This is a genomic window from Pseudomonas sp. yb_9, assembly GCF_043103635.1.
Classification (GTDB): domain Bacteria; phylum Pseudomonadota; class Gammaproteobacteria; order Pseudomonadales; family Pseudomonadaceae; genus Aquipseudomonas; species Aquipseudomonas monteilii.
Map to the genome: position 1 here is coordinate 20163 of NZ_JBICKA010000027.1, position 13928 is coordinate 34090.

Genomic DNA, 13928 nt, shown 5'->3' on the forward strand with positions numbered 1-13928 from the left:
ACCCTTCCAGCATTACCGAACCCACTCACCGCTCTGCTGCAACCGCCACCCCACCCATCCCAGCGTCACCGCCCGCAACCCCATGAACCCGAGAAACGCCAACCACAACCCATGGTTGCCGAATCCGCTCATGCCTACCGCCATCGGCAGTGCAATCGCGACTGACACCAACATCGCATTGCGCATCTCCCGTGCCCGGGTCGCACCGATGAACAAACCGTCTAGCAAATAACTCCACACCGCAATCAACGGCAGCAGTGCCAGGTACGGCAAGTACGGATAAGCCGCCGCCCGCACGCTCTCGATATCGGTCTGCAAGTCAATAAACAGGTGCCCACCCAGCAAGAACAGTGCGGCAAATCCCAGGCTGGTAATCAGCGACCAGCCACACGCGACCACCAGCGAGCGGCGCAGGGTATCCCGGTCGCGGGCGCCGATGGCGTGGCCGCACAGGGCTTCGACCGCATGCGCCAGGCCGTCGAGTGCGTAGGCGGTCAGCAGCAGGCCGTTGAGCAGCAGGGCGTTGGCCGCCACGGTGGCCTCGCCCAGGCGTGCGCCTTGCACGGTAATCAGCAGAAACACGAGTTGCAGCGCCAGGCTGCGCAGGAAGATGTCGCGGTTGACCGACAGCAGCGGTCGCCAGGCCTGCCAGCGCTTGAGCGCTGCCCACACGATCTGCCCTGGGTAAGCCCGCAGTGCCGGGCGGGTCAGGGCCAGGCCGAGCAGGGCAGCACTCCATTCTGCAATCACCGACGCCCGCGCCGAACCCAGCACCCCCCAGTCCAGCCCCAGAACGAACCACAGGTTCAGGACGATGTTCAGCAGGTTGGTGGTCAGCAGAATAGCCAGCGGTGCCCGGGCGTTCTGGGTGCCCAGGAACCAGCCGACCAGCGCGTAGCTGGCCAGTGCCGCAGGCAGGCCCAGCAGGCGGGTATGAAAGAAGTCTTCAGTGGATTGCTGAAGGGCGGCGCTGGGTTGCATCGCCTGCAGTGCCAGCTGGCTGAACGGCAGGGCCAGCAGGCCAATCAGCAGGGCGAAGCCGACCGCCAGCAGCAGCCCTTGGACCAGCACCTGACGCAGCGCTGCGCCGTCACCTCGGCCGGCGGCCTGGGCGGCGAAACCGGTGGCGCCCATGCGCAGGAAGCCCATCAGACCGACCATGAAGGTGAACAGTGTGGCGCCCACGGCCACGGCGCCCAGCTGGTGGGCGTGGGGGAGGTGGCCGATGACCGCGCTGTCGACCAAGGCTACCAAGGGTACGGAGATGTTGGACAGGATCATCGGAGCGGCCAGCGCCCAGACCTTGCGGTGGGTGGGGCGGTGGCGCCAGTCGGTGGTCAGTTGCGACATTGGAGTCCTTGGTCAATTGGGGGCCGCTTTGCGCCCCCGCTTCAACGAATGCGCTAGTGTAACGATCAGGCAACCATTTAGCGCGACGATGGTCTCAGCTTGCGCGCAGCGCCGGGTGTTGCACCCAACCTTGCGCTATAGTTGCTGCCCTCACGTACACGCTGCCAAAGAGTTCCTATTCCATGTTCAACAAAGGATTGTTGCTGGCCTGCGCGCTGGCCTTGCTCAGTGCCTGTGACTCTTCCACGCCAGACAAACCTGCGCCGGCGCAGAAGCCAGTCGCTACAGCGCCCGCCGAAGCCGCTGCACCCAAACGCGAAGACCCCGCCGTGCTCGCCAAGCGCTACGAGGGCCGCGAACTCACGGTGCTGGACGTATCCGAAGTGCAGCTCGATGGCGCGGCCACGCTGTCGATCAGCTTCTCCGCACCGCTGGATGCCAAGCAGGACTTTGCCACCAAGGTACACCTGGTCGACACCGTCAAAGGCAAGCTCGACGGCGCCTGGGAACTCTCTGACAACCAGATGGAACTGCGCCTGCGCCACCTGGAACCACAGCGCAAGCTGGTGCTGACCGTGGACAAGGGCCTGCTCGCGGTCAACGGCAAGCAACTGGACAGCGAGTCGGTCACCCGGCTGGAAACCCGCGACATGCAGCCGACCATCGGCTTTGCCAGCCGTGGTTCGCTGCTGCCCACGCGCCTGGCCGAAGGGCTGCCGGTGATTGCCCTTAACGTCGACAAGGTCGATGTCGAGTTCTTCCGGGTGAAGCCGGAAATGCTCTCCACCTTCCTGGCCAGCTGGGGGCGCAACAGCAGCCTGTACTACTACCAGTCCAAGGAAACCCTGGACATGGCCGAGCTGGTCTACAGCGGCCGCTTCGACCTCAACCCCGCCCGTAACACCCGCGAAACCGTGCTGCTGCCCATCGCCGGCATCAAGCCACTGCAGGATCCGGGCGTGTACCTGGCAGTGATGCGCGCCTCGGGCACCTATGACTACTCGCAGCCGGCGACCCTGTTCACCCTCAGTGACATCGGCGTGTCGGCACACCGTTACCGCGACCGCCTGGACGTGTTCGCGCAGGCGCTGGAAGGCGGCAAGGCGTTGAGCGGCGTCAATCTCGAAATCCATGACGAGAAGGGCAAGTTGCTGGCGCAGGCCAGCACCGATGGCAAAGGCCACGCCCAGCTGCCGATCACCCCCAAGGCCGATACCCTGATCGCCACCCAAGGTGTGCACACCACCCTGCTGCGCCTGAACACCGCCGCGCTGGACCTGGCCGAATTCGACATCACCGGCCCCCAGGCCAACCCGCTGCAGTTTTTCATCTTCGGCCCGCGTGACCTGTATCGCCCAGGCGAAACCGTGCTGCTCAACGGCCTGCTGCGCGACCAGGACGGCAAACCCGTCAAAGCCCAACCCGTCAGCGTTGAAGTGCGCCGCCCGGATGAGCAGGTCAGCCGCAAATTCGTCTGGGAAGCCGACAGCAATGGCTTGTACCAATACCAGCTGCAACTGGCCACCGAAGCCCCGACCGGGCGCTGGCAGTTGCTGCTCGACCTGGGCGGCGGGCGCAAGCAGGTGTATGAGTTCCTCGTCGAAGACTTCCTGCCTGAGCGCCTCGCCCTGGAGCTGAAGGGCAGCAGCACGCCACTGTCGCCGGATGAAGATGCGCGCATCCAGGTCAATGGCCGTTACCTCTATGGCGCCCCGGCTGCCGGTAATCGCCTGAGTGGCCAGGCTTATGTGCGCCCCCTGCGCGAGGCGGTGCCCGCTCTGCCGGGCTACCAGTTCGGTTCGGTCACCGAAACCGAGCTGAATCAGGATCTGGAACTGGACGAAGTCACCCTCGACCAGGCGGGCAAGGCGGTGGTCGATATCGAAAGCCGCTGGGCCGAAGCCCGCTCGCCGCTGCAACTGACCGTGCAAGCCAGCTTGCAAGAGTCGGGTGGCCGTCCGATCACCCGGCGCCTGGAGCAGCCGATCTGGCCAGCCGAGCGCTTGCCGGGCCTGCGTGGCCTGTTCGATGGCGAGGAAACCGACAGTGACGGGCCGGTGGAATTCGAGGTCCTGGTGGCCGACCGCGATGGCAACAAGCTGGCGGCCGATGACCTCAAGGTGCGGTTGATTCGTGAGCGCCGCGACTACTACTGGAACTACTCGCAGAACGACGGCTGGAGCTACGCCTACAACGAAAAATTCCTCACTCAGAGCGAAGAGACGGTCAGCGTCAAGGCCGGCTCCACTGCCAAGCTGAGCTTCCAGGTTGAATGGGGCCCTTACCGCGTCGAGGTGGAAGACCCGCAAACTGGCTTGGTTTCCAGCGAACGCTTCTGGGCCGGCTACCGCGCCCAGGACAACGCTGAAGGCGGTGCCGTACGCCCCGACCAGGTCAAGCTGGCGCTGGACAAACCGTCCTACGCCGACGGTGCCACGGCCAAGGTTACCGTCACCCCGCCTGCCGCAGGTAGCGGCTACCTGATGATCGAGTCCAGCGATGGCCCGCTGTGGTGGCAGGAAATCGACGTGCCCGCCGAGGGCAAGACCTTCGATGTGCAACTGGACAAAGCCTGGGCCCGCCACGACCTGTATATCAGCGCGCTGGTGATCCGCCCGGGTGAGCGCAAGGCCAACGCCACGCCCAAGCGTTCGGTGGGTGTGCTGCACCTGCCGCTGGACCGCGCCGAGCGCAAGTTGGCGGTGAGCCTGCAGGCACCGGAGAAAATGCGCCCGAAACAGCCGCTGACCGTGAAGGTAAAGGCCGCCAATGCGGATGGCAGCGTGCCCAAGCAGGTGCATGTGCTGTTGTCGGCGGTGGACGTGGGTATCCTCAACATTACCGACTTCAAAACCCCCGACCCGTTCGCCAGCCTGTTCGGGCGCAAGGCCTATGGAGCCGACCAGCTGGACATCTACGGCCAGCTGATCGAAGCCGGGCAGGGCCGCCTGGCCAGCCTGGCGTTCGGTGGTGACGCGGCCATGGCCAAAGGGGGCAAGCGCCCTAATACCACGGTGACCATCGTCGCCCAGCAGAGCCTGCCGGTGACTCTGGACGACAAGGGCGAGGGCGAGGCCACGGTCGATATCCCCGACTTCAACGGCGAGCTGCGGCTGATGGCCCAGGCCTGGACCGAAGACCACTTCGGCATGGCCGAAGGCAAGACCGTGGTGGCCGCACCGCTGATCGCCGAACTGTCGGCGCCGCGCTTCCTGGCCGGAGGCGACCGCACCAGTCTGGCGCTGGATTTGGCCAACCTGTCGGGCCGCGCTCAGCAGCTGAACGTTGAAATCACCACCGAAGGGCAACTGAACCTGGCGGCCAACGCTGTGCAAAGCGTTGCCTTGGCCGAAGGCCAGCGCTCGACGCTGATGATCCCGGTGCAGGCCCAGGGCGGCCTGGGGCAAGGTAAGGTGCATGTGCGGGTCACAGGCCTGCAACTGCCAAACGAGCCGACCACCGCGTTCGAGCGGGAGTGGACGTTGGGCGTGCGCCCGGCCTACCCGGCGATGCTCAAACACTACCGCGTGGCCCTGAAAGACCAGCCATGGACACTGCCCGAAGCAGACCTGGCGGCCTTCGAGCCTGCCGGCCTGGAAGCCAGCCTGGCCTTGTCGAGCCGGCCACCGCTGAATCTGGCGGAGCAGATTCGCGCCCTGGAAGCCTACCCCTACGGTTGCCTTGAGCAGACCACCAGTGGCCTTTACCCGTCGTTGTACGCCGATGCCGAGAGCCTCAAGCGCCTGGGCATCAAGGGCGAGCCGGCGGACGTGCGCAAGCGAAAGATCGAGATGGGCATCGAGCACCTGTTGGGCATGCAGCGCTACAACGGCAGCTTTGGCCTGTGGAGTTCGGACAGCGAAGAAGAGTACTGGCTGACTGCCTACGTCACCGACTTCCTGCTGCGTGCCCGTGACCAAGGTTACGGCGTGCCGGCTGAGGCGCTGAAGAAGGCCAGCGAGCGCCTGCTGCGCTACCTGCAAGAGCGCAATCTGATCGAAGTGGACTACAGCGAAAACGCCGACCACACCCGCTTCGCCGTGCAGGCCTATGCAGCGCTGGTGCTGTCACGCAGCCAGCAGGCGCCGTTGGGTGCTTTGCGTGGCCTGTTCGAGCGCCGTGCCGATGCGCGTTCCGGCTTGCCGCTGGTACAACTGGCAGTGGCACTGGACAAGATGGGCGACAAGCCGCGAGCCGAGCAGGCTTTGCAGGCGGGCCTTGGCATTAGCCGTGGCAAAGGCTGGATGGCGGACTACGGCAGCGCACTGCGCGATCAGGCGTTGATCCTGGCCTTGTTGCAGGAGAGCAATCTGGCCAGCAGCCAGGTCGACCAGCGGCTGTTCGCCTTGTCGGACGAACTGGCGGCCAACCGCTGGTTGTCGACCCAGGAGCGCAATGCACTGTTCCTGGCCGGCCGTGGTCTGTTGGGCAAGCCGGAAGGCAAGTGGCAGGCCCGCCTGGACACCGCTGGCGAGGTGCGCGAGTTCAACAATGCCGAAGCCGGCATGAAGCTGGAAGGCCCGTTGCTGGCTTCGCCGCTGAGCGTGCAGAACGAAGGCAGCGAGACGCTGTACCAGCAGCTGACCTTGTCCGGTTACCCCCGTCAGGCGCCTGCCGCCGGCGGCAATGGTATGCAGATTCGCCGTGAATACCTGGGCATGAATGGCCAGCCGTTGGACCTGCATAACCTGCGCAGCGGCGACCTGGTGCTGGTGCACCTGGCGCTCAAGGCCGAAGACCGCGTGCCGGATGCCTTGGTGGTGGACTTGCTGCCTGCAGGCCTGGAACTGGAAAACCAGAACTTGGCGCAGAGTGCTGCCAGCCTGGACAACGCCAGCACCGCGGTGAAGGAATGGCGCGAGTCGATGCAGAATGCCAGCGTGGTGCACCAGGAGTACCGTGATGACCGTTATGTTGCCGCGCTCAAGCTCGACGGCTACGGCACCACCCACCTGTTGTACCTGGCGCGGGCGGTGACCCCGGGCACCTATCGCGTGCCGCCGCCGCAGGTTGAGTCGATGTACCGGCCGAACCTGCAGGCCGTGGGGGATGGGCAAGGGGAGATGACCGTAAAAGCCCGGTAATTTGGGAGCTACAAGCTACAAGCTACAAGCTACAAGCTACAAGCCGAGTGGCATACACATGCCTTCTTGCAGCTTGCAGCTTGCAGCTTGCAGCTTGCAGCTGCTCAGTGAATCACCCAGCTCATCACCCACAACCCCAGCACCAGCCAGATGATCCCGAGGATGATCGAGGCGCGCATGAACGCGCGGATGGCCGAGTACAGCAGCATCAGGCCGACGATCAGGGCCAGGATGCTGAGCAGCGAGGTGTCCATGCCCAGTGTGCGCGCCAGGCCGTCGATGAAATTGCCGCCAGCATTGGCCAGCAGGTTGAACAGCCCGCTCAATGCGTCGACGATGAAGCGGATCAACGACCCCAGTGCCTGGCCCAGCCACTCGAAAAAACCTTCTACATGCATAGTTGTTTCCTGATGAACGATTCGGCGAGGTTGCCGTTCCCAAGCGTTTGGCCATCACCTGGCCAGGTCGGTTCCCGATGCCAAGCTTAGCGCGGCCGTGCACGCGTGCGGGCAAGTGGTTGCGTGCCACGGTAATCGGCTTGCTGGTGCTGTGTGGCCTGGTGTGGCTGGCTGACCGCATCTGGCCGCTGCCCATGCCGGGCGACGACCTGGCCCGGGTGGTGGTGGCCGAAGACGGCACGCCGTTGTGGCGCTTTGCCGATGCCGAGGGTGTCTGGCGCTACCCGGTCAGCCCTGACGAAGTCTCTCCGTTGTACCTGCAGGCCTTGCTGACTTACGAGGACCGTTGGTTCTACCGCCATCCCGGGGTCAACCCGCTGGCCCTGGCCCGAGCCGCCTGGCTGAACCTGCGCGGCGGACGCGTGGTGTCGGGCGGCAGCACGCTGTCGATGCAGGTGGCACGGCTGCTCGACCCGCATGAACGTACCCTGTCTGGCAAACTGCGCCAACTGTGGCGTACGGCGCAGCTGGAGTGGCATCTGTCCAAGCGCGAAATCTTGCAGATCTACCTTGACCGCGCACCCTTTGGCGGCACCTTGCAGGGCGTTGCCGCAGCCAGCTGGGCGTACCTGGGCAAATCACCCATGCACCTGACCCCGGCCGAAGCAGCGCTGCTGGCGGTACTGCCACAGGCGCCCAGCCGGCTACGGCCGGACCGCCATCCCGCGCGTGCCCAGCGTGCCCGCGACAAGGTGCTGCAGCGTCTGGCCGAATACCAGGTATGGCCTGCGCAGCAGATCCGCGAGGCAGCCGAAGAGCCGCTGGTTCTGGCACCACGCCAGGAGCCCGCCTTGGCGCCCTTGCTCGCCAGAAGGCTGAACAGCGCCGACAGCCCACCGCTGATCCGTACCACCCTCGATGCCGCGCTACAGCGGCGCCTGGAGGATTTGCTGCTAGGTTGGCGCTCACGGCTGCCGGAGCGCACCTCCGCCGCGATCCTGGTGGTTGAAGCGCAGACCATGGCGGTGCGTGCCTACCTGGGCTCGATCGACCTGGCTGATGAGCGTCGCTTCGGGCATGTCGACATGGTGCGTTCGCTACGTTCGCCGGGCTCTACGCTCAAGCCGTTTCTGTACGGCATGGCGCTGGATGATGGCCTGATCCATTCTGAATCGCTGCTGCAGGACGTGCCACGCCGCTATGGCGACTACCGGCCCGGTAACTTCTCCATGGGCTTCAGCGGGCCGGTGTCGGCCAGTTCGGCGCTTGCCCTGTCACTCAACTTGCCGGCAGTGCAATTGCTGGAGGCCTACGGCCCGAAACGCTTTGCCGCGCAACTGCGAATGGCGGGTATGCCGCTGATACTACCGCCGCTGGCCGAGCCCAACCTGTCGTTGATCCTCGGTGGCGCCGGTAGCCGGATGGAAGACTTGGTGGGTGGTTATGCAGCCTTCGCGCGCGGTGGCAACAGTGCGAGGGTACGCTTGCAACCGCAGGATCCATTGATTGAACGGCGCCTGCTGTCGCCTGGCGCGGCATGGATCATCCGGCGCATTCTCAGTGGCCAGGCGCGCCCGGACCGCGACCCGCATGCCGAGTTGGTGCAGCGCCCGCAACTGGCCTGGAAAACAGGCACCAGCTATGGCTTTCGCGATGCCTGGTCGATTGGCGTGAGCCCGCGCTACCTGATCGGCGTGTGGATCGGCCGCCCCGATGGCACGCCGGTACCCGGCCAGTTCGGCCTGGCCTCGGCGGCGCCACTGATGCTGCAGGTGCATGACCTGCTGAGCAACCGCGACAGCCAGCGCGGCATCAGCGTGCCGGTGGAGCGAGTACCGGCGAATATCGGGGTGGCGGCGATCTGTTGGCCGCTGGGCCAGCCGATGAGCAAGCAGGACCCCAACTGCCGGCGACAGCGTTTTGCCTGGACCCTGGATGGCACCACGCCGCCAACCCTGCAAGCTGCCGATCAGCCGCTGGGCCTGGGCCTGCGTGAGCGCGTGTGGGTCAACGAGCAGGGGCTGCGCGTGGATGGTAGCTGCCCAAGCGCCAAGGCCCGTGACATCGCGTTGTGGCCGGCCCCGCTGGAGCCTTGGCTACCCCGTGTCGAGCGGCGGGCGTTGCGCCTGCCGGCCATCGACCCGGCTTGCCCGCCGCAGGTGCCGGCCAGCGCACCGCCGCTGTCGATCGTCGGCGTGCGCCCCGGCGACAACCTGCGCCGCCCGGCCACCAGCAGCGAGCCGTTGCAACTCTATGTATCGGCCTTGGGTGGCGGCGGGCGGCGCTGGTGGTTCCTCAATGGCCAGCCCTTGGGCGAAACCCAGGGGCAGGACAGCCTGCTGCTTCGCTTGCCGCAGGCCGGACAGGCCGAGCTCAGTGCGCTGGATGAAAGCGGCGAGACGGCGCGGGTGGCGTTCCAGGTCAGCGAGTAGGCGTTCGACGGCATTCGGGCCAGCACCGACGCTTGCAGATAACGGGTGTGACCGGCTAAGGCCGTACAGGGGCACGTGTATGCGGTCAGCGAACATGTCGAAGAGCGGCAGTCTTCGTCACGGGACTACGACACTTCAGTGCGCGCGCTGTCCTTCGAGGGCGACTGGCGCAAAGTGGAAGGTAGTCGCCTGCGCATTGTCAGTGCCGGGGTCTACCAAGGCCTCGATTACCTGGGTGCCCGCAGCGATGCCGACTACGACATGGACTTTTTGCGGTTCAGATTGTCGGGGCTGCAAGTGACCCGCTGTCAGCGAGTTGGCAGTGTGTGGTGTCTGGCGCGTTGTACTGGAGTGATGACCGGCTGCTCGATAGCGAACGGGTGGGGTTTGGTGGGCAGAGCTTCGGGCGTGGCTATCCCCGTGATCAGGCCGACGGAGACAAGGGTTGGGGTGTGGCTTACGAGGTGAGCTACAGCATGCGGGGTAGCAGGTTGGCGCTGGTACAGCCGTATTTGGCAGTGGATGCGGCGCAGACGTGGCATAACCGGGAATCGGTGGAGGATGCCCACCTGGCTTCGGCGGCACTTGGTGTACGGTTGGAAGATGGGCGGCTTTTCAATGTTGCGTTGGAGGTGGCAAAACCGCTGGCGGATGTGGCCTTGGACAGTCTGGACCGTGCCCCCCGCTTGACCTTGAGTGTTGGCCTTCAACTGTAGGGGCTGCAGAGCAGCCCCGGTGATGCTGAGTCAATCACTCAATGGGTAGTAAACCGCTGGTGAATCGGTGACGAACTGGGCGTCAGCGCCAGTGCCAACTGGGTGCGGTTGTGCATGTGGGTCAGGCGCAGTACCTGCGACACATACAGCTTCACCGTGTTTTCGGTAATGCCCAGCTCACAGGCAATCTGGTAGTTGGTCTTGCCCTTGCTCACCAGCCGCGCCACTTCAAGTTGGCGCGGCGACAGCTTCTCGAACCCTGCCGGTAGCTCGCTCTCACTGTCTTCCACATCGCTGGCGCGTCGGTGGGTGCCTTGGCCACGGGCTTTTTCCAAGTCCTGGTACAGTTCCTCCACCGAGTCGGCCAGATCCTGCAACCGCTGGTTCAACCCGCCCAAGGCGCGGACGTTGCGCTGGCGCTCTTGCAGGGCCTCATCCTGGCGGCGCACGCCCTCGAGCAGCTCATCGAGGTTCATGGGCTTCTGGTAGTAATCGGCAAAGCCTTCACGCAGGGCACGGATCACATCCTGTTTATCCGCGCGCCCAGTCAGCATGATGGCTTCGAATATGCGCTGCCCGGTGATTTCCTTGAGCGCGCGAACCAGTTCGATACCATCGCGCTCGGGCATGTGCAGGTCGCAGATGATCAGGCCAATGGCCTCGTCGGCCATGTAGCGCTCGAGGGCTTCGTCGGTGGAATGGGCCGGCAGGCAGTGGTAACCCTGGGTTTCAAGAAACTCACACAGCTGTTCGACGATGACTGGCTGATCATCGACCACTAAAATCTTCACATCACTGAAAGGTCTGGACACGATCAACTCCCTGTTCGTATGCGGCCCTGCTCCCGGGCCAGACGCTCTGGCAGCTTAAAAATAGTCCTACGTTGCGATTTTGTACAAGGCATGTACAAGGTATCGGACCATAGGTTGACTCATTGGATCCATACCGCCGTTAGAAGAAAACCTGTTAGCACATAGGGTACGAAGGCCTGTTTGTCGCCCATTTCTTCAGTCAGGGTTTGCAACCGCTTCTTCACTTTGGGGTTGAGCAGGGTCCACAGGCGTCGGCGGGTGAGCAGCCACACCAGCACACTGACGCCGGCGCCGATGAAGGTGCCGAGCACGTATTGCGGGCTGGTGGCGAGGGCCAGTGCGCCCATCAGCTTGACGTCGTCGGCACCGAAGCGGCCGAGCATGTAGCCAGGCAAGGTCAGCAGCATGACGATGGCCAGCGCCCAGCCGGCATCGGTGGCCTCGGCGCCGATCCAGCTGCGACCGGTGGCGAACAGCCAGACCAGAGCGCCCGTTGCCACACCCAGGGTCAGCAGGTTGGAGATCTGGCGTTGACGCACATCCTGTTCGGAGCACAAGGCAAGCCACAGCAGGAGAACAATGCTTTGCATTGGCAGGTCGCCTTTCCCAAAAGTTGAACACTTCTACCCGGTCAGTCAGGTTTCCTTAAGTGAAGATAGACGGGAACCTGCGAGGAAGTGGGCGGGAACGGGAAAAAGGCGTGGTCGAAATGGATTTTGTCGTTCTTGACACCGTTTAAGTGGGGGAGCAGCCTTGGGGCGCGAAAAGGTGCTCCCACTATTAAGGGCTGAGGCTTATTTCTTGCTACCCGGCGGGTAGTTGGCCAATACCTTGTTCACAGTATTGCGGATGGCGCTGTTGCGTTCTTCCGGGCTTGGCGGGTAGTTGTTCATGATTTGCTCGGCACTGCCGCGCCACACCAGCTTGCCGTCACGCCCGTCGAACATGTCCACCTGAATGGTCGCGACCTTGTAGTCGACACTGCGGGTTTCGTTGTACATCGGGCCACCCCAGTAACCGCCCCAATAACCACCCCAGCCACCGCCGTAGTGGGTGGTGATCTGCTGCTGGCGCTGCTCGACGATCAGGTAGGTGCGGACCGTCAGGTCAGGCCGTGCTCCACCCTGGACGGGGCGCAGCCCACGCTGGTCGAGCTGGTCGGCCACCGCCTGGCGGATGCGTTGCTCGGTAAGGTCGCTCTTGATGCGGGGGTCGTCCGGGCGGTACTGCAGGCCCGGTTCCTGCCACGCCCAGCTGCGGTAAGCGGCAAAGTCACGGCTGGCATCGAAATCCTGCTGGACGTTGTTGCTGGAGCAGGCTGCAAGCAGTAACACGAATGACAGTAGAACGAGACGGCGCAACATGATGGTTCTCCGTTAGCGATTAACTGGGAGGATAGCCGCTGAGCGCCTTGTGCACAGAGTCGCGCAGGGCGCCTTCGCGTTCACGCGGCGAGTCCTTGTCGCTGCCGCTTTCGGCGCTGGCGCTCCATACCGGTTGACCGCTGCGGGCGTCGTACAGCTCGATGCGCACTACCATCACCTCCACTTCGTAGGTGCGCACGATGGGCACGCTGGCATAACCCCCGTAGCCATGGCGATAGCCACCATAGCCCACGCCACCGTAGGGGTAGGGGCCGTAGTACGGGTCGTAGGTGTCGTAGTCACGCACCTGGCGCAAGCGTTTTTCCAGGCGCATGTCGGCGCTTACCAGCAGATCGCCGGTGGCACCTCGGGCGGGGCGCAGGCCATGCTGGTCGAGTGCCCCGCTGACAGCATCGGCCAGTTGCGCCGGGTCGGCGTTGGCCGAGCCACTTGGCAACTGGCCATTGCGCCAGCTCCAGCTGCGGTAGCGCCCATAATCGCGGGCGGGTGCCGGATAGGCACTGGCGTCGAAGGTGGTGGCCGCCTGGGCGGGGGCCGGAGGCAGCGGGCGGCTGCTGGCCACATACGGGTTGCTGCCCTGGCAGCCAGCCAGGGCGAATGGCAGCAGGGCCAGGCACAACAGACGGTACGGCATGAATTCCTCCGGCAGGGTGGGTTAGCGGGGGCGGCACACCCAGTGCAGGTAGCGGCCAAGCCCGGCGAAGGCGGGGTGGCGGCGGTAGGCCAGTTCCATTTCCAGCAGGTCGAGCAGCTCGGCCTTGCCCTGGAACTCCTTGGGCATGTAGTCGTGGAACACCCGCACACCGCTTCCGCTTTCAACTTGCCACATAGGATCAAGTTGCGCCTTGAGCTCGCGTGGATCAAGCGGTTTCTGTGGGGTCAGGCTCTGCTTTTCACCTTCCAGCCGGTTGCTGCGCAACTTGCGGAAATGGCCCTTGAGCAGGTTGCGATAGACCAGGGCGTCGCGGTTGTAGAAGGCCAGTGACAGCCACCCGGAAGGTGCCGTGAGCTGGTGCAGCACGGGCAGGATGCTCTCAGGCTCTGCCAGCCATTCGAGTACGGCATGGCACAGCACCAGGTCGTAAGGTTCGGTGAGCTGGCCGAGCAGGTCTTGCCAGGGGGCCTGGATGAACGTGGCAGTCTGGCCTGCCTCGGCAAAGCGCGCGCGGGCGCCATCGAGCATGGGCGCGGCAGGCTCGGCCAAGGTCAGGAGATGACCACGCTGGGCCAGCCACAAGGCCATGTGGCCCAGCCCGGCACCGATGTCCAGAATGCGCAGCGGCCGATCGGGCAGTGCCTCGGCCAGGTCGGCTTGCAGCACGGCCAGGCGGATCGCACCCTTGGCACCGCCGTAGATCTTCTCGGCAAAGCGGGTGGCCAGTTCATCGAAGTGACGGTCGTTCATCGGGAGAAGCGCCTCTCACTGTCGGCCAGCTTGGCCCGCACCACCTGGTCCATGTCCAGGCCCAGCTCGCTGCACAGCAGCAACAGATAGAGCACCACATCACCGACCTCCTGGCCGGCGTGGGCCAGTTTGTCGGCAGGCAGCTGGCGCGATTCGTCTTCGCTCAGCCACTGGAAAATTTCTACCAGCTCGGCCATTTCGACGCTGGCGGCCATGGCCAGGTTCTTCGGGCTGTGGAAGCCGCGCCAGTCGTTGTTGTCGCGGATCTGATGCAGGCGTTGGGTGAGTTCTTGCAGATTCATCGGGGTCTCCTAATGCTGCATAGCTTCTGCCCAGGCCCGATGCA

At 64.4% G+C, this 13928-nt stretch carries 10 protein-coding genes and 1 pseudogene; 3 read left to right on the forward strand and 8 right to left on the reverse strand.

The features are described from left to right. Positions 1-12: 12 nt before the first annotated feature. Complete coding sequence (locus ACF8MI_RS06900) at positions 13-1350, reverse strand: MATE family efflux transporter (protein ID WP_060499510.1); 1338 nt, start codon at positions 1348-1350, stop codon at positions 13-15. 182 nt (positions 1351-1532) lie between these two features. On the opposite strand from ACF8MI_RS06900, the gene ACF8MI_RS06905 reads away from it, so the two are divergent. Next, positions 1533-6434 carry an alpha-2-macroglobulin gene (locus ACF8MI_RS06905; protein ID WP_200929055.1) on the forward strand — a complete coding sequence of 1634 codons (4902 nt, stop codon included), beginning with the start codon at positions 1533-1535 and terminating at the stop codon, positions 6432-6434. A gap of 104 nt (positions 6435-6538) precedes the next feature. Here the strand turns inward: ACF8MI_RS06905 and ACF8MI_RS06910 are convergent, their stop codons facing one another. Next, positions 6539-6832, reverse strand: a complete 294-nt coding sequence (locus ACF8MI_RS06910; protein WP_016715405.1) for a hypothetical protein — start codon at positions 6830-6832, stop codon at positions 6539-6541. A gap of 77 nt (positions 6833-6909) precedes the next feature. Here ACF8MI_RS06910 and pbpC point away from each other — a divergent pair, with 77 nt between their 5' ends. Both pbpC and ACF8MI_RS06920 read left to right on the forward strand, forming a co-directional pair. Further along, positions 6910-9264: a peptidoglycan glycosyltransferase PbpC gene (pbpC, locus tag ACF8MI_RS06915; protein WP_164524099.1), complete on the forward strand. Its 2355-nt coding sequence runs from the start codon at positions 6910-6912 to the stop codon at positions 9262-9264. 60 nt (positions 9265-9324) lie between these two features. Then, a pseudogene (locus ACF8MI_RS06920) lies at positions 9325-9980 on the forward strand (ShlB/FhaC/HecB family hemolysin secretion/activation protein); the annotation flags it as partial. A 38-nt stretch (positions 9981-10018) separates the two neighbouring features. Here ACF8MI_RS06920 and ACF8MI_RS06925 read toward each other — a convergent pair. The 6 genes from ACF8MI_RS06925 to ACF8MI_RS06950 all read right to left on the reverse strand — a co-directional run bounded on the left by ACF8MI_RS06925 (position 10019) and on the right by ACF8MI_RS06950 (position 13884). Further along, positions 10019-10792: a response regulator transcription factor gene (locus tag ACF8MI_RS06925; RefSeq protein WP_060499507.1), complete on the reverse strand. Its 774-nt coding sequence runs from the start codon at positions 10790-10792 to the stop codon at positions 10019-10021. A gap of 119 nt (positions 10793-10911) precedes the next feature. Then, positions 10912-11382 (reverse strand): prepilin peptidase, encoded by a 471-nt coding sequence (locus ACF8MI_RS06930; protein WP_104833519.1) that lies wholly within the window; start codon positions 11380-11382, stop codon positions 10912-10914. A 204-nt stretch (positions 11383-11586) separates the two neighbouring features. Further along, positions 11587-12156 (reverse strand): DUF4136 domain-containing protein, encoded by a 570-nt coding sequence (locus tag ACF8MI_RS06935; protein WP_060499505.1) that lies wholly within the window; start codon positions 12154-12156, stop codon positions 11587-11589. Positions 12157-12175: 19 nt separating this feature from the next. After that, a complete protein-coding gene (locus ACF8MI_RS06940) occupies positions 12176-12811 on the reverse strand; it encodes a DUF4136 domain-containing protein (protein ID WP_104833518.1) in 636 nt (211 codons plus the stop codon). 21 nt (positions 12812-12832) lie between these two features. Further along, positions 12833-13582, reverse strand: a complete 750-nt coding sequence (locus ACF8MI_RS06945; RefSeq protein ID WP_060499503.1) for a methyltransferase domain-containing protein — start codon at positions 13580-13582, stop codon at positions 12833-12835. Further along, the gene (locus tag ACF8MI_RS06950) at positions 13579-13884 is read right to left on the reverse strand and encodes a MazG-like family protein (RefSeq protein WP_060499502.1); all 306 of its coding nucleotides are present in this window, start codon (positions 13882-13884) and stop codon (positions 13579-13581) included. Before ACF8MI_RS06950 ends, ACF8MI_RS06945 begins: the two co-directional genes overlap by 4 nt. Between the last annotated feature and the right edge of the window lie 44 nt (positions 13885-13928).

What these genes read in the sequence shown, in the direction of transcription:
- pbpC (WP_164524099.1), top strand. Translation starts at nt 6,910, where the DNA reads ATGCCAAGCTTAGCGCGGCCGTGCACGCGTGCGGGCAAGTGGTTGCGT.
- ACF8MI_RS06935 (WP_060499505.1), bottom strand. Translation starts at nt 12,156, where the DNA reads ATGTTGCGCCGTCTCGTTCTACTGTCATTCGTGTTACTGCTTGCAGCC.
- ACF8MI_RS06900 (WP_060499510.1), bottom strand. Translation starts at nt 1,350, where the DNA reads ATGTCGCAACTGACCACCGACTGGCGCCACCGCCCCACCCACCGCAAG.
- ACF8MI_RS06940 (WP_104833518.1), bottom strand. Translation starts at nt 12,811, where the DNA reads ATGCCGTACCGTCTGTTGTGCCTGGCCCTGCTGCCATTCGCCCTGGCT.
- ACF8MI_RS06945 (WP_060499503.1), bottom strand. Translation starts at nt 13,582, where the DNA reads ATGAACGACCGTCACTTCGATGAACTGGCCACCCGCTTTGCCGAGAAG.
- ACF8MI_RS06930 (WP_104833519.1), bottom strand. Translation starts at nt 11,382, where the DNA reads ATGCAAAGCATTGTTCTCCTGCTGTGGCTTGCCTTGTGCTCCGAACAG.
- ACF8MI_RS06910 (WP_016715405.1), bottom strand. Translation starts at nt 6,832, where the DNA reads ATGCATGTAGAAGGTTTTTTCGAGTGGCTGGGCCAGGCACTGGGGTCG.
- ACF8MI_RS06950 (WP_060499502.1), bottom strand. Translation starts at nt 13,884, where the DNA reads ATGAATCTGCAAGAACTCACCCAACGCCTGCATCAGATCCGCGACAAC.
- ACF8MI_RS06905 (WP_200929055.1), top strand. Translation starts at nt 1,533, where the DNA reads ATGTTCAACAAAGGATTGTTGCTGGCCTGCGCGCTGGCCTTGCTCAGT.